Source organism: Nocardiopsis sp. KDC1DS13DA1 (genome assembly GCF_055632325.1).
In genome coordinates, this window is record NZ_JBVMUY010000036.1 from 1 (window position 1) to 17,451 (window position 17,451).

A 17,451-nucleotide genomic window follows, 5' to 3' on the forward strand; every position below is an offset into this window, starting at 1 on the left:
CGGTCCCGACGTGCTCCTGCGACGCGGAACCACCCTGCTCATCCACGACGTCCGCCACGTCCGCGACGAGCTCTACGACAACGACCACTGGACAGTCGAGGCCGAGGTCGTACCCGACGACTGGACCCCGACCCCCGACTGGCGCTCCGACCCCCGCCACGGCCAGGGCGGACTCCCACCCGCCACGGAGACCCGCGGTGAGGGCGAGGCACCGTCCACCCCCCGGCCCCGCCCGGGCCTGACCGACGACCTCACCGTCATGTCGGCCTTCACCCCGCAGCCGCCCGGGGCGGGGCAGCACGGCGGCGACGAGGGCTCCGACCAGTCGTCCGACATGAGCGAGGACTCCGACGAGTCCAGCGACGACGGCGACGGCGAGGTCCTGACCGGCGACCGCGACGTGCGCAACGAGCTCGACCCGGCGCCCCGCTGGCACGGCGGGCCGCGGGAGCCCGGCGGGGTGGGGATGGGACCCGTCCTGCGGTTCATGGACGACGCCGAGGCCGCCCGGTGGGCGAACGAGCACCTTCCCGCGGTCACCGACCCGGCGCGGGCGCACTCCGTGTCCGAGTACACCGGAGCCGACTACACGCTGGCCCACGAGGGCCTGCGCCACGGCAACGTCGGCGAGTACCGGCGCGACGACTTCGTCTCGCTCGTGCACAACGTGGACGCCGCCATCGCCGCCTCGCCGCTTCCCGCGGCGGTCATCGTGCACAAGGGTGTGGACAGCGGGTTCACCGACAACCTGGGAATCGACCCCCACGACCCCGCCACGATCACGGGTCTGGTGGGAACCGTCCACACCGAGCCGAGCTTCGTCTCGACCTCCCTGGGCTCCCGCACCCCCTACGACCGTCCCGTGTACGTGATGTTCCGGGTCCCCGAGGGGTTCCCCGCGCTCAACGCGGCACCGCTCTCCCACGCCCCCCGGGAGCGGGAGATCCTCATCCCGCGCGGCAGCAGCTTCGTCATCCACGCCGCCTACCAACGGCTGGGACAGCGCGCCGAGGGCGGGCCCGTCGGACCGGTCTGGTTCGTCGAGGCCGAGTTCGTACCCGACGGCTGGACCCCTCCCGCGGGGTGGATGCCGCGCCCGTTCATGAACGCCGACGCCGGGTACCGGCCCGGCACCCTGGGCCCGGACGGGGTCCGGCGCTTCGGGTCCAACGCGGAGGGAGAGGCCTACGGCGAGGGGTTCCTGGCACACCCGGGCCAGGGCCCCGGCGCGTTCCCCAACCTCCCGCCCGAACACCGGGACGCGATCGTGGCGTACACGAACTTCTCCAGGCCCTACAACGAACTCCTGCGTGCCCCCGAGAGCGACAGGGGACGGATCCTGCGGAGCTGGTTCGAGGGGGGCGGTGACGCCTGGGGGCTGTACGAACTGGCCGGGGGCCGCCCACCGACGGTGGCGGATATCCGGAACGCCGCCGCGCGGATGGACGAGCTGGCCCCCGACGTACGGGAGGCCGTACGCGAGATCGTGAACGCGTCCGACCCCGAGTGGGAGCTGAGGACGTGGCGGTCGTGGGCCGGGCAGGCGGGCCGCCTCGTCGATCTCTTCGGCCACATCCCCGACCTGGACGACCTCACCCGCCAGATCGGTGTGCTGGACCGCGCCATCGACGCGAGCCGGCTGCCCGAGGCCACCGTCACGCACCGGGGACTCACACACGCCGCCTTCCTGGACGGCTTCTCCGCCGACGACCCCCAGAGCCTCGTCGGGACGGTCCAGCACGAGCCCGCGTTCATGTCCACATCGGTCGGCGCGGGGGTCCATGTCTACCTCGGCGGCTTCATCGAACCCGTCCGCATCCACTTCAGGCTGCCCGCCGGGACGAGGGCGATGTGGGTCGGCAGGAGCAGCACCTACCCCGACCAGCGGGAACTGATCATCGCCCGTGGCACCTCGTACCTGATCACCGCGGTACTGGAGCAGGGGGACGGGACACTGGACATCTTCGCGGACGTGCTCGCGCCCCCGCCGACCGCAGGCACCGGCACCGGCACCGGCACCGGCACCCAGCCGACCGACGACGAGGAGGGAACACGAACCCATGGATGAGCCGACGGGACGACGACCGGTGACCGAACGCGCCGCCCGGGGACGTTGCACTCGTACGGGGCGCTCGGATCGCCTCCGCGCCGCGGCCGCGGCGCTTCTCGCGTTGGGTCTGGTCCCCTCCCCCGCCCTGGCCTCGACGGACGAGCCCGCCGCCCTGCCCCAGGTCACCCAGTTCAAGGGGGCCGACGACGCGTGCGCCGCACCCGGCACCGACGTGGTCGGACGGGTGCCGTGGACCTCCCGGGCCCTGGGACTGGAGCGCGCCCACGAGCTGAGCCGGGGCCGCGGAGCGTCCGTCGCCGTCCTGGCCACCGGCGTGGACGGCGGGGTGCCCGCCCTCGCGGACGCGGTCGGGGGCACCGCGGCCGCGGACTGCCTGGGGTACGGCACCTTCCTCACCGGGGTCGTGGCCGCGCGCCCCGCCCCGGGCAGCGGTTTCGTCGGCGTGGCTCCGGAGTCCGCGGTGGTGCCGGTCCAGGCCGGGGACGCCGACACCGGTCTGGTCTCCCCCGCCGACCTCGCCGCCGGGATCAGCGAGGCCGCCGACGCGGGGGCGCACGTGATCCTGGTGGGCACCGCCGCCTTCCAGGGGTCGGCCGGCCTGGACGCGGCGGTGGCCGAGGCGACCGCCGCGGGCGCGCTCGTCGTCGCCCCGGCCACGGTTCCCACGCCCGACGGACCCTTGCCCGGATACCCGGCCCAGGATCCGGCCGTGCTGAGCGTGGCCGCCCACGACGCCGTCGGCGAGGTCGTACTGGGCGAGCCCCTGATCACGCCCGGCGGCGAGTTGGCCCGGGTCGACGTCACCGCGCCGGGAGACCGGGTACTGAGCGTGGGGCCGGGCGGTGCGGGCCACGTCACCGCCGGAGGCGACGGGGTGGCCGCCGCGTTCGCCGCGGGGGCGGCGGCGCTGCTCGTCGCCCGCGAGCCCGGTCTGGGCCCGGCCGACGTGCGGGAACGGCTGATGACGACCGCCTACGGGTCGGCTCTGGGGCCGGTGGACCCGGTCGTGGGCAGCGGACGCGTCGACCCGCTGGGCGCGCTCGCGGCCGACCCCGCGGCCGAGGCGGGATCGTCCCGCGTGCGGGGCGACGCCCTCGTGCCCGGACCGTCCGGGCTCGGGTCGGTCGAAGCCCCGGTCACCGCGGCGGTGGTGGGCGTCTCCGCGCTGGTCGTCGTGGTGTGCGGAGTGGGCGGCGCGGTGTTGCGCCTGGGCCGGGGCCGGGGCTGGCGCCCGGCCGCCCCGGGCGAGCGGGTGACCCCGCAGGAGGATCCCCGTCCGATGGTCTGATCCGGCCCCGCGGGGCCGCGGGGCCGGAGCGCGCCGCGGTCCCGGGGCACCGCACCGGCGGCGGGCCGCTACACCTGCGCTCCCTCGGCGATCGCCAACTGCACCTCGACCGGGTCGCGCCGGGAGATCCACAGCGCTCGGCCGGGCGGCATCTTCCTCGCCCGGACATTGCCGAACAGCATGCCCTCGGAGGGAGGGCAGGACAGCATGATGCTCGGCGTGTTGAAGTCGATCAGCGACCGGATGACGGGGTCGGCGGCCGCCCGGCCGAAGCCGCCCGCCGCGTGGACGAGGATGACGTGCATGCCGATCTCGGCTCCCTGGGAGAGCATCGGCAGCAGCGGTGCCAGCGGGCTGGGTCCGCTGCCCGAGACCATTTCGAGGTCGTCGATGACGATGAACAGCTCCGGTCCGGTCCACCAGTCGCGCTTGCGGATGCGGTCGGGGGTCACCTCGGGCCCCGGGAGCCGGGCCTTCATCGCCTGGGCCGCGGCGACCATCATCTCCTTGACGTTGTCCGCCGAGACCGCGTACCCGAGTCGCATCTCCTCGGGGATCGCGTCGTAGAGCTGACGGCGCTGGTCGGCCAGGACCACGCGGGCGGTGGTGGGACCGTAGTGCTGGCGGATGGCGTTGGTGATGTGCCGGAGCAGCGTGGTCTTGCCGGTCTCGGTGTCACCCACCACGAGCAGGTGCGGGGTGGCGGAGAAGTCGTGCCAGAACGGCCGCATCCGGCGGCTCTCCAACCCCAGCGGGATCTTCAGGCCGCCGCCCTCGGTGAGCGCGGACGCGGGCAGCTCGGCCGCGTGCAGGACGGGGGGCAGCGTGCGCACGGGCGGGGCCTCGGGGCCGTCCCAGGCGGCGCGGATCCGCTCGATCAGCTCGCCGACCCCGGCCGAGAGGGTCACCGGGTCGGCGTCGCCGTCGGCCCGGGGCAGGCCGGTGAGGAAGTGGTGCTTGTCCTCGGTGATCCCCCGGCCCGGCGTGCGCGGCACGGTCTGGGCGACGCGCATGTGGACCATGGAGTCGACCGGGTCGCCCAGGCGCAGTTCGAACCGGGTGCCCATCAGGTCGCGCACACCGGTGTTGAAGTCGGCCCAGCGCGGCGAGGCCACCACGACGTGCAGACCGTAGTTGAGGCCGCGTTGGACGAGCTGGACGATGGGTGGGACCAGGTCGATGAAGTCCTGGCGGATGGTGCCCCAGCCGTCGACGACGAGGAAGACGTCACCGTGCGGCTGGTCGGCGAACTCCCCGGCCGCCCGGCGGCGCCGGTAGGTCGCCATCGAGTCGATGCCGTGCTCGGCGAAGAACGACTCCCGCTTGGTGAGCAGCTCGTGCATCTCCATGATGGTGCGGCTGATCCGCCGCTCGTCCGTGCGGGCCGCGACACTGCCCACGTGGGGCAGCGAGCTGAGCGTCTGGAGGACGCCGCCGCCGCAGTCGATGCCGTAGAACTGCACCTGTGCGGGGGTGTTGGTGACCGCCAGGCCGAGGATGAGTGAGGCGAGCAGGGTGCTCTTGCCGCTCTGCGGACCACCCGCGACGCCCACGTGGCCGCCGGCCCCGGTCAGGTCGGCCACGAGCGGGCGCCGCGTGTGCTCGAAGGGACGGTCGATGACGCCGAGCGGCACCCGCAGCCGCCCCTGACCGGTCCAGGCCAGCCCGTCCTCGGGGATCCGGACCCCCGCCATCCGCTGGAGTTCGTCCAGCAGCGGCGGCACGTCCAGCGGCGGGAGCCACACCTCGCGGGCCGACGGCCCGCGGTCGTGCAGCGCGGACAGTGCCGTCGCCAGCAGGGTGTCGGGCTCTTCCCGGGGCTCCTCCTCGACCGGCTCCTCCGGTTCGGGTTCGGACAGGGGGACGTGGACGTCGAGGAAGGGGACGACCTCCCCGCCGACGGTCAGCCGGTTCGAGGCACGCGGGCGGACCCGGTAGGCGCCCGAGACGTAGGCGGCCTTGAACCGGATGAGGGTCTCGGTGTCGGTCTTGAGGTAGCCGTTGCCGGGCGCCGACGGCAGCTGGTGGGCGTCGGGGACGCCGAGGACGCCGCGGCTCTCGATCGCGGAGAAGGTGCGCAGCGCGATCCGGTAGGACAGGTGCCCCTCCAGCTGGTGCATGCGGCCCTCGTCGAGCCGCTGCGAGGCCAGCAGCAGGTGGACGCCGAGGCTGCGGCCCAGGCGGCCGATCATGACGAACAGGTCCATGAAGTCGCGGTGCGCCGCCAGCAGTTCGCTGAACTCGTCGACGACGACCAGCAGGGTCGGCATCGGCTCCATGGACGGGTCGGACTCCCGGGCCTTCTCGTACTCGTGGATGGAGCTGAAGTTCCCGGCGGCGCGCAGCTGTTCCTGGCGGCGGACCAGTTCGCCGTTCAGGGCGTCCTGCATGCGGTCGACCAGGATGGCCTCGTCGGCCAGGTTGGTGATGAGTGCGGAGGTGTGCCGCAGCCCGTCGAGCCCGATGAAGGTCGCGCCGCCCTTGAAGTCGACGAGGACGAAGTTGAGCGTCTCGGAGGAGTGGGTCAGCGCGAGCGCCAGGACCAGGGTGCGCAGCAGTTCGCTCTTGCCGGACCCGGTGGCGCCGATGAGCATGCCGTGCGGTCCCATGCCGCCCAGCGCGGACTCCTTGAGGTCCAGTTCCAGCGGTGCGCCCTCCGCGCTGATGCCGATGGGCACCCGGAGCCGGTTCTTGGGGTGCAGCTCGCTCCACATGCGCTCGGTGTCGTGGTCGTGCAGGTTGGCGATACCGACCAGGCTGGTCAGCTCGAAGTCGGTGGTCAGCGGCTCGGTGACCTCGACCTGCATACCGATCCGGTAGGGGGCGAGCAACCGGGCCAGGCTGGTCGCCCGGTTCGTGCTCAGGGCGTCGGGGCGGCCGAGGCCGGTCTCGACCGCACGCCCGGTGTTGTCCTGGGAGAGCACGACGAGTGCGTCCGGCTCCACCCGCAGGGACAGGGTGTAGGGGTCGTCGTCCGGCGGCATGGGGTCGACCACGTCGATGATGACGGCGTTGCGGTAGCCGCCGCCGAGCAGCCGTGACCCGGCGGGCACCTCGCCTCCGTCGACCACGATGACGGTGTAGGGCTCCTCGCGGTTCGGCACCCCGGAGGGGTCGAACCGCGGGCGGTCGGCCAGGTCCTCGCCGAGCAGCCGTTCCAGTTCCACCGCGTTGTCGGTGAGCAGGCGGGCGGCCCCGGCCGCGTCGCGTTCGGTGGGGTGCTGGGTGTGCGGCAGCCACTTCGTCCACGCCCACGCATGGCGGTTCCCCGGTGACGCGCACACGGCCACGCGCAGTTCGTCGTGTGCGTGGAAGACGGCCAGCTGGCCGATGAGCGCCCGGACCAGGGATCGGCAGCTCGTCTCGTCGCCGCGCAGCGAGAGTCGGGCGTAACCGCGCAGGTGGACCTGGACCGGCTGGTCCTCGACCGTGCCGTAGGCGCGGATGAACCGGCGCAGAGCGTGCGCGGTGAGGGGTTCGAGGTCCTCCACGGGCTTGGAGGAGACCGGTGAGATGGTCATGGCCATCGCCTGCTCGCCCACGCCGACGCGCACCTCGGCGAAGTCCTCGTCGTCCGCGCGCCGCTCCCACAGCCGCGAAGTCCGCACGATCGACCACAGGGCATCGGGTTGCGGGGCCCGCCAGAGCATGGCGTCGCGCTGTTCGGTGACCACCTCGCGCAGCCGGGCGCGCATCTGCTTGAGGTAGCGCAGGTAGTCGCGCCGGTCGTCGTTGAGCGCGCGCCTGCGCTCCAACATCGAGCGCAGGTACTGGCCGCCGAGCATCGCCACCGCGCCGACGAGCATCATGCCGCCCGCGACGTAGGGCATCGCCCCGCCGCCGCTGCCGCCGGGGCGGATGAACAGCATCATCATCGCCATCGAGGTCATCGCCATCGGCAGGTACATGAAGACCGACGACATGGTCGACTGCGGCTCGGACAGCTCCGGTGGCTCCTGGAGCGTGATCTCACCGTCGGGCAGGTCGGGCCCGGGGCGGCGCGGTGGTCGGCGGACGAGGATCGTACCCACGGAACGGGGCCTCCCTTACCGGGCGGACGGGGCGGCCGCCCCCCGAACTGCCTCGGGTTCGTGGCGGCCGGTTCACATGATGCCAAGCAAACGCTATTGTTGCCACATAACATCACACATGCAGAAGCTATAAACCACACACTGCCAAGGGCGTCGTGGCACGTAGCCACGGCCGCCCACGCTTCGGAAGACGTCACCCCGAGGGGTGGGAAACCGTATGAACGACCCCGCCGCGGCGGACCTGTGCCGACTCGTGATCCGGGCCCCCAGCCGGTCCTTCGAGATCGCCGCGCCGTCCGAGGTTCCGCTGTCCGAACTCGTGCCGACCTTCGTGCTCTACGCCGAGGGCGACAACGGCGAGGACCTCGACGAGAGCGGCCTGGAGCACGACGGCTGGGTCCTCCAGCAGCTCGGCGACGAACCGTTCGAGGAGGACGAGACCCTCCGGTCCCTCGGCCTCTGCCACGGCGAGACGCTCTACCTGCGCCCGCGCCGCGACCAGCTCCCGCCCATCCACTTCGACGACCTCACCGACGGGGTCGCCACGGGGATGGCCGAGCGCCCCGACCGCTGGCGGCCCGAGTTCTCCCGCGTCCTCCTCCAGGGAACCGGCCTGGCGGTCCTGCTCACCGGCCTGGCGGTCATGGCAACCGGCGGCTCGGGCCCACTCACCGCGCTGACCGCCGCCTCCTCCGCCGTCCTCATGCTGCTGTCGGCCGCGGCCGCCTCCCGGGCCGTCGGCGACCTGCCCGCCGCCACCGCGCTCGCCGCGACGGCGGCCCTGTCCATGGCCCTGGCCGGCTTCGCCGTGCCCACCGGCGAACCCGGCCTGAGCCTGCTCGGCGCGAGGATCCTCAGCGGGTCCATGACCGCGGCCGGGGCGACGGTGCTCGGTCTGGCCGCGGTGGCCGGGTCCGTGCCGTTCTTCGCGGGCCTGTTCACCGTCGAGGTCCTCGCCGTCGTGGGCGCCGTGTCGCTGATGTTCCTGCCCGGAGCCTCGCTCCCGTCCGTCGCCGGTCTGACCGCGCTGGTGGCCCTGCTGACCGGCACGTTCGCACCACAGCTGGCGTTCCGGCTCTCCGGCCTGCGGCTCCCCCCTCTGCCCTCCAACCCCGAACAGCTCCAGGAGGGGATCGACCCCTTCCCGGCACGCGCCGTCCTGGACCGCACCCACCTGGCCGACCGGTTCCAGACCGCCCTGTACGCCGGGACCGGAGCGGTGCTCACCGTGTGCCTGGTCGTCCTGGCCGCGTCGCCCGGCTGGGTGCCGGTGGCGCTGTGCGTCATCGTGTCCCTGGTGCTGCTGCTGCAGACACGCGGTGTCGCGAGCGCCTGGCAGCGCGCCTTCCTGGTGGCACCGCCCTGGATCGGGCTGACCGCACTCACGCTGATCCTGGTGTGGACGGCCGGTCCCCTCCCCCGCGCACTGACCCTGCTCGCGCTGTTCGTCGTCACCACGGTCCTGGCCATCGTGTCGTGGACCGTACCCGGGCGCCGCCAGCTCCCGCACTGGGGGCGGGCCGCCGAGATCACGCAGACCCTGCTGTGCGTGACCGTCTTCTCCCTCGTCCTGGCCGGGTTCGGTGTCTTCGCCGGCCTGCGCGCGATCGGCGGGTGAGATGCAGTCACGACGCGACCGGGTCATGGCGCACAACTTCACGGTGGGACGCCTGGGCACGGCGATGCTGGACGCCGACCCCGACGCGGTGGACGCCCCCATGCGCCGCACCCGTACCGGCACCTTCGTCGGGATGGCCATCGCCGCGCTGCTGTGCGTCGGGTTCCTCGTCTTCGGGCTGATCTTCCCCGGAGGAGCCAGCACATGGCGGCAGGAGGGCCGGATGGTCGTCGAACGCGACACCGGCGCGACCTACCTGTACTCGGACGGCGTGCTGCGGCCGGTCGCCAACTACGCGTCGGCACGCCTCATCCAGGGCCCGGAGGCGAACGTCTCCCTGGTGAACGCGGGCTCCCTGGAGGGCGTGCCGGTGGGCGGCCCGGTCGGGATCCCGGGTGCCCCCGACTCCCTGCCCGGTACCCAAGCGCTCGAATCGGCGGTGTGGAGGCTGTGCGCACTGCCCGAGGACGACGGGCGCGCACGGACGGCGCTGACGATCGGCACGGCACCGGATCCCACACCCCTGGCCGACGGGGAGGCCGTCCTCCTCTCCGGGCCCGACGGCGACCGTCACCTGCTCTGGCACGGCACCCGGCTCCGCCTCGACGAGGAGGGCGGTGCCGTCCAGGCCCTGGGCTACGGGACGAGCCCCACGCACCCCGTCACGGCGGCGTTCCTGGACACCGTGCCCACGGCCCCCGACCTCACCGCCCGGGACGTACCGGGCGCCGGAACGCCGGGCCCCCTCCTGGCGGGCGCCCCACGCCGGGTGGGGCAGGTGTTCACCGTGGCCACCCCCGACCAGCCGGACCAGCACTACCTGCTGACCCCGGACGGACTCGCGCCCCTGACCCTCACCGAGGCACTGCTCCTCCTCGCCGACCCGGACAACGGGACGGCCGCCTACCCCGGTTCCACCCCCGAGGCGGTCGCGCTCCAGGCGGCCGAGGCACACGCCAACCTGGCGGCGGGCGGCGAGGACGCGACCAGGCCGGACACACGGGTGCCCGCCGCACCCCCCGAACTCAGGCCCGTCGACGCCCGGCTCCCCTGCCTGCGACTCGGGGAGGGCGGCACCCTCTCGGTCACCCTGGACGAGGGGGGCTCCGTCAGCGCCCGCCCCGTCCAGGAGGTCCCCGCGATCGCTCCCGGGTGCCCGACCCCCGACCTGATCGGCATCCCCTCCGGCGGCGGGGCGGCGGTGCGCGCCCGTCCCGTCGGCGGTGACACCGGGAGCCCCACCCACTACCTCGTCTCCGACGCGGCGGCCAAGTACCCCGTGCCGGACGACGACGTGCTGGCCAGCCTCGGCGTGGACACCGACGCCGCGGTCGAGGTGCCCACCTCACTGCTGAGGCTGCTGCCCACCGGGCCGCTGCTGCACCCCGACGCCGCGGCGCTGCCCCTGCCGCCCTCCGAACGCGCCGAGAACACGGGGTGCCCATGACCACCAGCCCAGACCGAGCACCCGGCTCCGATCCGGACCGGTGACACAGCGAGGAAGGAGACGACGGCATGTCCGAAGGCAGGACACGGAATACAGAGCAGGCCAACGGGATCGCCCAGGAGGCGATGGCGGAGGCCCACACGACCTGCAACAACGTCTACACGCAGGTGGACGGCACCCGAGACACGCTGCGCGCGTCCTGGCACGGCGCCGCCTCCAACAAGTACAGCGAGGCGCTGGTCGGCTGGTTGGAGGAGCTGCGGCTCATCACCAATGACATGAACCAGATGATCGGCACCTTCGGCGGCACCGTCAGCGCCATGCACAACGCCGAGGACATGAACCTCGTCGAGGGCTCCCGCTGGATGAGCGACCTCAACCCGAACCAGTCCGGCTGACCCCTCCCCCACGGAAGAAAGGCCACACGCCCATGGACGGATTCGACGTCAGCTACGCGTACGTCGACGACGCGACGCAGCAGCTCCGGGTCCAGACCGACACCGTCGCCAACGCGATCGAGACCCTGGACATGCAGATGCAGACCGTCAGAGCGGACCTCGAAGGCGCCACCGCCGAGGCCTACGACGCCAAGGTCAAGGCGTGGCGGCTGAACGTCGCGGACATGCGGGCCCTGCTGGGCAGGGCCGAGATGGCCCTGAACCAGATCCGCAACAACTACTCCGGCACCGACAGCCGCGAGGCGGTCGAGTGGGCGTCGCTCCTGTAGCGCGCCCACCGCACCGCTTCCGGTCCACGCTCCCGGGTGGGCGGTGGCTCCCCTCGGGCCGCCCACCCGGGTTCCCCCACCCCCGAAAGTTCGCGTCTGAGGAGCTCCCGTGTCCGAGCAGAACGAACCCCTCGACTTCCGCTCCGCTCTGCTGGGCCCCCTCCCGTCCGCGGAGGCCGAGGACGGGTCCGAGGCGGAGGTCCACGACGCCGTCCTCTTCGCCGACCAGGCGGCGCAGGCCGGGGCCGCGCCCACGCGTGTCGGCGGCGGGCCGGTCACCATCGACCCGGCGACGGGCCTGATCTCGATCCTGCACGGTTCCGGATCGGTCACCGTCGACCCGACGTCGGAGGAGGTGGTCATCGACCCGGCCGGGACCGGTGTCACCGTCGATGAGCAGACCGGTCGGATCATCCTGGACACGCCGACCGCCGAGTCACCCGCCGAAGCGACCGAGGGGGCCGTGCTCACTCCGGTACGGTCCTGGGAGCCCGCGGTGGCGGAGGAGGTCGTCGTCGCCGAGGAGGTGCGCGTCAGCGCCCCGGAGGAGTCGGACATCTCCTCGGTGCTGGCCGGTGGGGAACCGGTGCGGCGCCTGGTCGAGACCGACGCCCAGGTGACCCGCGAGGCCGACCGCGGAACTCCGGCGGAGCCGTTCTCCGAGGGGACCGTCGTCGAACCCGCGCGGACCAGGGAGGCCTCCGAACTCACGGACAGGGTCGAGGCCGAGTACGCGCCCGTCACCGAGCGGGTGGCCGTCACCGCCCAGGAGGGTGATCCCGCCTTCCTGGAACCGAGGGTGCGTCCCGCGGAACCAGGAGATCCGGGCGTCGAGCCAGAGGTCCACGAGGCCGAACCGGTCAGCGCCCCGGCGACGGAGTCCCCGGACGATGAGCGGACCGGGAACGACGGGGGAACCGAGATCACCATCGACCCGGAGACCGGGTTGATCACCGTCTCCACGGGAGACTCGCGCACCGAGACCCCCGGCGGTGACGGGGGGTCCGGCGACGGGGACGACGAGGGCGACGAGGGCACGGGCGAACAGGCCGAGGTCACGGTCGACCCCGACACCGGAGTCGTCACCATCGAGGTCGGTGACCTGCGGATCGAGGTCGACCCGGAGACCGACACGATCACCATCGACCCCGGGGACGGAGAGGTCACGGTCGACCCCGACACCGGAGTCATCACGATCGAGGAGCCGGAGGAGGAGCCGTCCGGTCCCGAGACCGGAGGTGACCAGGCCGAAGGTGACCAGGCCGAAGGTGACCAGGCCGAAGGTGACGAGCAGCCGGACACCGAAGTACCCGCCGAGGGCGAGGAGGTCGGACACTCCGAGGGGAACGGCCGGGACCCGGAGCATGTGGGCGGCCCCGGGAACGAGGAGAAGCCCCGCGCCGAAGGCGAGTACGGCCCCGGGAACGGGCGGCCCGGTGAGGGAGAGAGGCCGCCCGGCGAAGGGGGTTACGGAGGCCCCAGGGGCGGTTGGTCCGGAGAGGAGGAGAAGCCCGGCGGCGAGGGGAACGGCGACCCGGAGTCCGAGGACGATCCGGGGGACCACCACCGCAGCGAACGTCCCGAGGACGAGGGCACCGAGCACCCCGCGGACGAGGAGACCGACGACGAAGGGTCGGGGCACTCCGGCGGCGAGGAGACCGGACAGACAGGCGACGGAACCGACGGTGAGGGCACCGGCGGCGACCAGGAGATGGAAGCGCTCTCCCCCTACCAGCCCGGTCTGGACGACTACTCCGGCGGTGACGGGACCGGTGGCGACGGCTCGGAGCGCCCCGAAGACGAGGAAACCGACGACCCGGAGCCGGAGTCCGAGGACGATCCGGGGGACCACCACCGCAGCGAACGTCCCGAGGACGAGGACACCGAGCACCCCGCGGACGAGGAGACCGACGACGACAGGCCCGACGACGAAGCCTCAGAAGACGAGGAGACCGACGGCGACGGGCAGTCGATGACGGCCCTGGACCCTGACCAACCGGTCGGTGAGGAACCCACCGACGACGACGGGGAGGACGAGGGCACCGGGGACGAGGAACAGGACGAAAACGACGAGGACGGTGGGGAGGACGAGGAGGAGAACAGCGGGGACGGCGAGGACGAGGAGGAGAACGGCGGGGACGGCGAGGAGGAAGACGAGGACGAAGACGAGGAGGACGGCGGGGACGGCGGAGGAGAAGAAAGCGGCGGAGGCGGGGACAACGCGGGCGAGGGTGAAGGTACCGCCATCGACTTCGATCGGATCAATCAGTTCCACCAGAACTTCCTCGCCCCTCTCCGTGAGCGATGCAGCGAGGAGGTCACCCGATTCTCCGCATACGCCGGTGGGCCGCCGGACGAAGGTCACTTCATCCTGCTCGGGAACGGCAGTTTCCTACCGGTCGCCGACTCGCTCGCCTCGGAGATCGACACGTCCGTGGCGAAGATCCACGAGATCGTGGCCGCCCTGGAATCCGAGTTCATCGTGATCTCCGACCGGTTGGCGAACAACGCGGCCGTGTTCCTCGACCTGGAGGAGGAACAGGAACTCACCGCCCAGCAGGTCGTGGAAATCCTCGGTCCACCCTCGGTCAGCTCCTCCGGCGGCGGGAGCGGCGGCTACCCGTACTACGGGGACAGCGGTGGCGACGGTGACGGCGGCGGGGACGAGGAGTAGCCCCAAAAGGACGTCCGAACCGGTGTGAGTGGCCAATCGACCGAAAAGAGGTGAGGAGCGGATGCCGGAACTGCACGAGATCATGAACATCTTCGCCGACATCGAGGAAACCGACGGGGCCCACCCCCACATGCCGGCGGTGAGCAGCATCCTCGACCCGCTCTGGCTCGATCTGGGCCGGTACCACTTCTGGGAGGACGACCACTTCTTCAAGGGGTTCGACTTCAAGAACGTCGACCGGTGGTGGCGTTACTACGACGGAGACGACTCGTCCTACTACTCCTACGGAGGGTGGGACTACGCGGGCTACAAGATGCAGGACCAACTCTGGACCGGAGACGACTCGGCGGAGGCCAAGTTCCTCACGGGGCTCGTGGACCTGGCCGGAGTGGCGGCCATGGCCCACGGAGCGGACGCCTCGACGTCCTACGACCAGTCCACCATCTGGGACATCTCCACGCGCGCCGCCGCCCTGGACGACTTCATCGAGGACTACGTCGGCAGCCAGGACGCCGGCCTGATCAAGGCCTACCAGGGGATCGACGTACCCGACGGCGCCATGCAGGGCAGTGCCGCCGCCGCCTTCGCGGCGAGGATCTACGACCTGGCCAAACGCCTGGGTGACCTGAACGTCCAGCTGGACCGGTTCCACAACGGGGTCAACGACCTCCGCAGCGCGATCATCCCCAAGGCCGGTGCCCTGCTCGGGGCGGTCCAGACCGCCGTCCAGAGCACCAACGGCACGATCAAGGGGACGATCGACAACTGGTACTTCGGCACGGCCGCCGGATCGGAGGAGTTCCACTCGGAACGCGGTCAGTTCACCATCCTCTACCACGCCGATCCGCCGGTACGCGGAATCGTCGGTGACTCCATCACCGACGCCAACATCAACAGCGAGCTGAAAATGCGCTGGAAGGAGGCGTACAAACCGGTCTTCGAGGCTGCCGACGACCTCTACAACACGATGAACAGCCACTACGAGACCATCTCGACACGGCTCCTGCCCATTCGGGACCCCGTGGGCGGTCTTCCCCCCGGATACAACGATCCGGACGGTTCCGGAGGCGACGGAGACCCGAACGCGGACTCCGACGACGACGGCATTCCCGACTGGTTGGAGGACCTGTACGGGGACGGAGAGGACGGACCGGACGACGACCTCAACGACATCCCCGACTGGCTCAAGGACCTGTACGGGGACGGAGAGGACGGACCCGGCGGCGACGGAACGGGCGGTGGCGGCCCGCCGCCACCGCTGGACGAGAACTTCCCGGGCGGCGACGGCCTGGACAACCCGTTCGGGGACGGCAACGGCGGATCCGGCGACGGAACGGGCGGCCCCCCGCCACCCCTGAACGAGAACTTCCCGGGCGGCGACGGCCTGGACAACCCGTTCGGGGACGGCAACGGCGGATCCGGCGACGGAACAGGTGGCCCCCCGCCACTACCGCTGAACGCCAACTTCCCCACCGGCAACGGCCCGGACAACCCGTTCGGCGGCAACGGCGGCAACGGCGGCAACACGGTCGACCCTCCCCTGAACCAGAACTTCCCGGGCGGCGACGGCCTGGACAACCCGTTCGGGGACGGCAACGGCGGCAGCACGGTCGACCCTCCCCTGAACGAGAACTTCCCGGGCGGCCCCGTACCTCCGCCGCCCGTCCTGAACGGCCCCGGAGTCGGTTCCACCGGCAACGACCGCTCCCGCCCGGACCCACCGCTGAACACCGACTTCCCGACCACGGAACTGGAGTTCGACCCCGACACGGGCCTGCCCCTCAACCCGGAGACCGGCGAGCCCTTCCCGGTCGACCCCGAGACGGGCCTGCCGTTCAACCCGGACACCGGTCTGCCGATCTCCTACGACCCCGAGACCGGCCGGGTACTGCCGATCGACCCGGTCACGGGCGAGCCCATCCTCCCGGGAGAGCCGGGCACCCAGCTGGAGTCGGACCCCCAAACGGGTCTGCCGATCGACCCGGAGACCGGCGAGCCCTTCCCGGTCGACCCCGAGACGGGCCTGCCCTACGACCCCGACACCGGTCTGCCGATCAACTACGACCCCGAGACCGGCCAGGTACTGCCGATCGACCCGCTCACCGGGGAACCGATCAGCCCGATCGAGTACCCGGACCTGTCGGGCGAGCGCGGTCCGGGGGCGTTCGACCCGGGGCTGCCGACCGACTACGACTCCGGGGACGGGCCGTCCGTGCCGGTCAACCCGGTCACCGGTCGGCCCTACGACGTCGACGACCTGGGCCTGACCTACCCGATCGACCCGGAGACCGGCCAGCCGATCACCGGCGGATTCACCGGGGGCCGGGGGCCGGGCGACTACGAGATCCCGCCGCTGTCCACCCCGGATCCGGCCGGCCTCAACTACGGCGGTCCGACCGAGTCGGACGGTCCCGGCGGCCTCACCGGCGACGACCGGTCCGTCGACCGCTCCTCCATGTTCCAGCCTCAGGGACAGGTGACGGGCGACGGCTCCGTCACCTCGGAGGGATCCGACGGCCCCACGAGCCAGGGCCCGGGCGGCACGGCCGCACAGCGGGGAGCACCGCCCATGATGCCGCCGATGATGGGCGGCATGGGAGGCCAGGGGGGTCAGGGCGAGCGGGAACGGCAGCGCTCGACCTGGCTTTCCGAGGACGAACGCGTCTGGGGGACGGCCTCCGACGGAAAGCAGACGGTACTCGGACGGCCCGGACCGGGTGGTCCGAAGAAGGGAGCGGTACGCCATGACTTCGTGGAATCCGGAGCAGATGGAACAGGAGTTGGCACGTCTTCACGAGACGCTGGCGAAGGTCGATCGCGCAAGCGAAAGCCTGGCATCGGCAACCGAGGAGGTCGTGGCCAAGAACAGGCTCGTGGGGGCCAAGGTGAACGCGAGGGGGGAACTCGTTGAGCTGAAGTTCCACAACCAGACCTACCGCGACATGGCCCCGGCCGAACTGGCCTCCGCTGTCATGGACGTCATCACCCAGGCCCGGCGGAAGATGGCCGACCGCGTCGCCGAGCTGTACGAACCGCTCGTGCCCGAGGGCCTGGACGTGAACGAGGCGATGAACGGCGAACTGGACACCCGCGCCATGTTCGAACGGATGGGTGTCCCCCTGCCCCCGGAATAGCCGTCGGGTCCAGGACCGCGCCCCACTCCCCCGACCGAAAGGCGTCACACCCGTGCCGAACGACAACGGCCGCTTCGCCGGCTCACCCGACGACATCGCCAGAGACGGTTCCGACATCTACTCGGCCGCCGACTTCACCCAGGAGGTCATGGCCTACTACCAGCAGGAGCGGGCTTTGCTGGGCACCCCGTGGGGCGACAAGAACCTCAAGGGGGACGACTTCGCCAAGGACTACGACAAGGTCTTCACCCAGTTGGAGGAGAACTTCAACATCTACATGAAGGCGCTGGTCCAGGCGACCGCGGACACCGCGGACAACCTGATCAAGACCGCGAAGAACCTGGGCGGGACCGAATCCGCGAACGAGGAGATCGCGGTCCTGCCCGACCCGGACTCCGGCTCCGGCGGCCGCCGGTGACCGCGCCGCACCCGACCGCACCCACGCGGTTCCCCAGAAAGGA

The 17,451-nt window shown here is 71.9% G+C and carries 11 protein-coding genes; 10 read left to right on the plus strand and 1 reads right to left on the minus strand.

Going from position 1 to position 17,451, the window contains the following annotated elements; translation table 11 throughout:
- Nucleotides 1-2,068 (plus strand): ADP-ribosyltransferase (locus ACTVAJ_RS24160; protein ID WP_470390539.1); only part of this gene is annotated, 2,068 nt, incomplete at its 5' end.
- A gap of 103 nt (nt 2,069-2,171) precedes the next feature.
- Nucleotides 2,172-3,359 carry a S8 family serine peptidase gene (locus ACTVAJ_RS24165; RefSeq protein WP_470390540.1) on the plus strand — a complete coding sequence of 396 codons (1,188 nt, stop codon included), beginning with the start codon at nt 2,172-2,174 and terminating at the stop codon, nt 3,357-3,359.
- A gap of 68 nt (nt 3,360-3,427) precedes the next feature.
- On the opposite strand, the gene eccCa is transcribed toward ACTVAJ_RS24165, so the two are convergent.
- Nucleotides 3,428-7,390: a type VII secretion protein EccCa gene (gene eccCa, locus ACTVAJ_RS24170; protein WP_470390541.1), complete on the minus strand. Its 3,963-nt coding sequence runs from the start codon at nt 7,388-7,390 to the stop codon at nt 3,428-3,430.
- A 217-nt stretch (nt 7,391-7,607) separates the two neighbouring features.
- Between eccCa and eccD the strand changes: the two genes are divergently transcribed.
- From eccD to ACTVAJ_RS24210, 8 genes are all read left to right on the plus strand, one after another.
- A complete protein-coding gene (eccD, locus tag ACTVAJ_RS24175; RefSeq protein ID WP_470390542.1) occupies nt 7,608-9,008 on the plus strand; it encodes a type VII secretion integral membrane protein EccD in 1,401 nt (466 codons plus the stop codon).
- A 1-nt stretch (nt 9,009) separates the two neighbouring features.
- Nucleotides 9,010-10,455 (plus strand): type VII secretion protein EccB, encoded by a 1,446-nt coding sequence (eccB, locus tag ACTVAJ_RS24180; protein ID WP_470390543.1) that lies wholly within the window; start codon nt 9,010-9,012, stop codon nt 10,453-10,455.
- Between the two features lie 68 nt (nt 10,456-10,523).
- Nucleotides 10,524-10,853: a WXG100 family type VII secretion target gene (locus ACTVAJ_RS24185; RefSeq protein WP_470390544.1), complete on the plus strand. Its 330-nt coding sequence runs from the start codon at nt 10,524-10,526 to the stop codon at nt 10,851-10,853.
- Between the two features lie 32 nt (nt 10,854-10,885).
- On the plus strand, nt 10,886-11,182 hold the full coding sequence (locus ACTVAJ_RS24190) for a WXG100 family type VII secretion target (RefSeq protein WP_470390545.1): 297 nt from the start codon (nt 10,886-10,888) through the stop codon (nt 11,180-11,182).
- Between the two features lie 109 nt (nt 11,183-11,291).
- Nucleotides 11,292-13,856, plus strand: coding sequence for a hypothetical protein (locus ACTVAJ_RS24195; RefSeq protein WP_470390546.1), 2,565 nt, complete (start codon nt 11,292-11,294; stop codon nt 13,854-13,856).
- A 61-nt stretch (nt 13,857-13,917) separates the two neighbouring features.
- Nucleotides 13,918-16,767, plus strand: coding sequence for a hypothetical protein (locus tag ACTVAJ_RS24200; protein ID WP_470390547.1), 2,850 nt, complete (start codon nt 13,918-13,920; stop codon nt 16,765-16,767).
- Nucleotides 16,688-16,990, plus strand: a complete 303-nt coding sequence (locus tag ACTVAJ_RS24205; protein WP_470390649.1) for a YbaB/EbfC family nucleoid-associated protein — start codon at nt 16,688-16,690, stop codon at nt 16,988-16,990. The genes ACTVAJ_RS24200 and ACTVAJ_RS24205 overlap by 80 nt, the downstream gene beginning before the upstream one ends.
- A gap of 52 nt (nt 16,991-17,042) precedes the next feature.
- On the plus strand, nt 17,043-17,408 hold the full coding sequence (locus tag ACTVAJ_RS24210) for a hypothetical protein (RefSeq protein WP_470390548.1): 366 nt from the start codon (nt 17,043-17,045) through the stop codon (nt 17,406-17,408).
- The last annotated feature ends 43 nt before the right edge of the window (nt 17,409-17,451 follow it).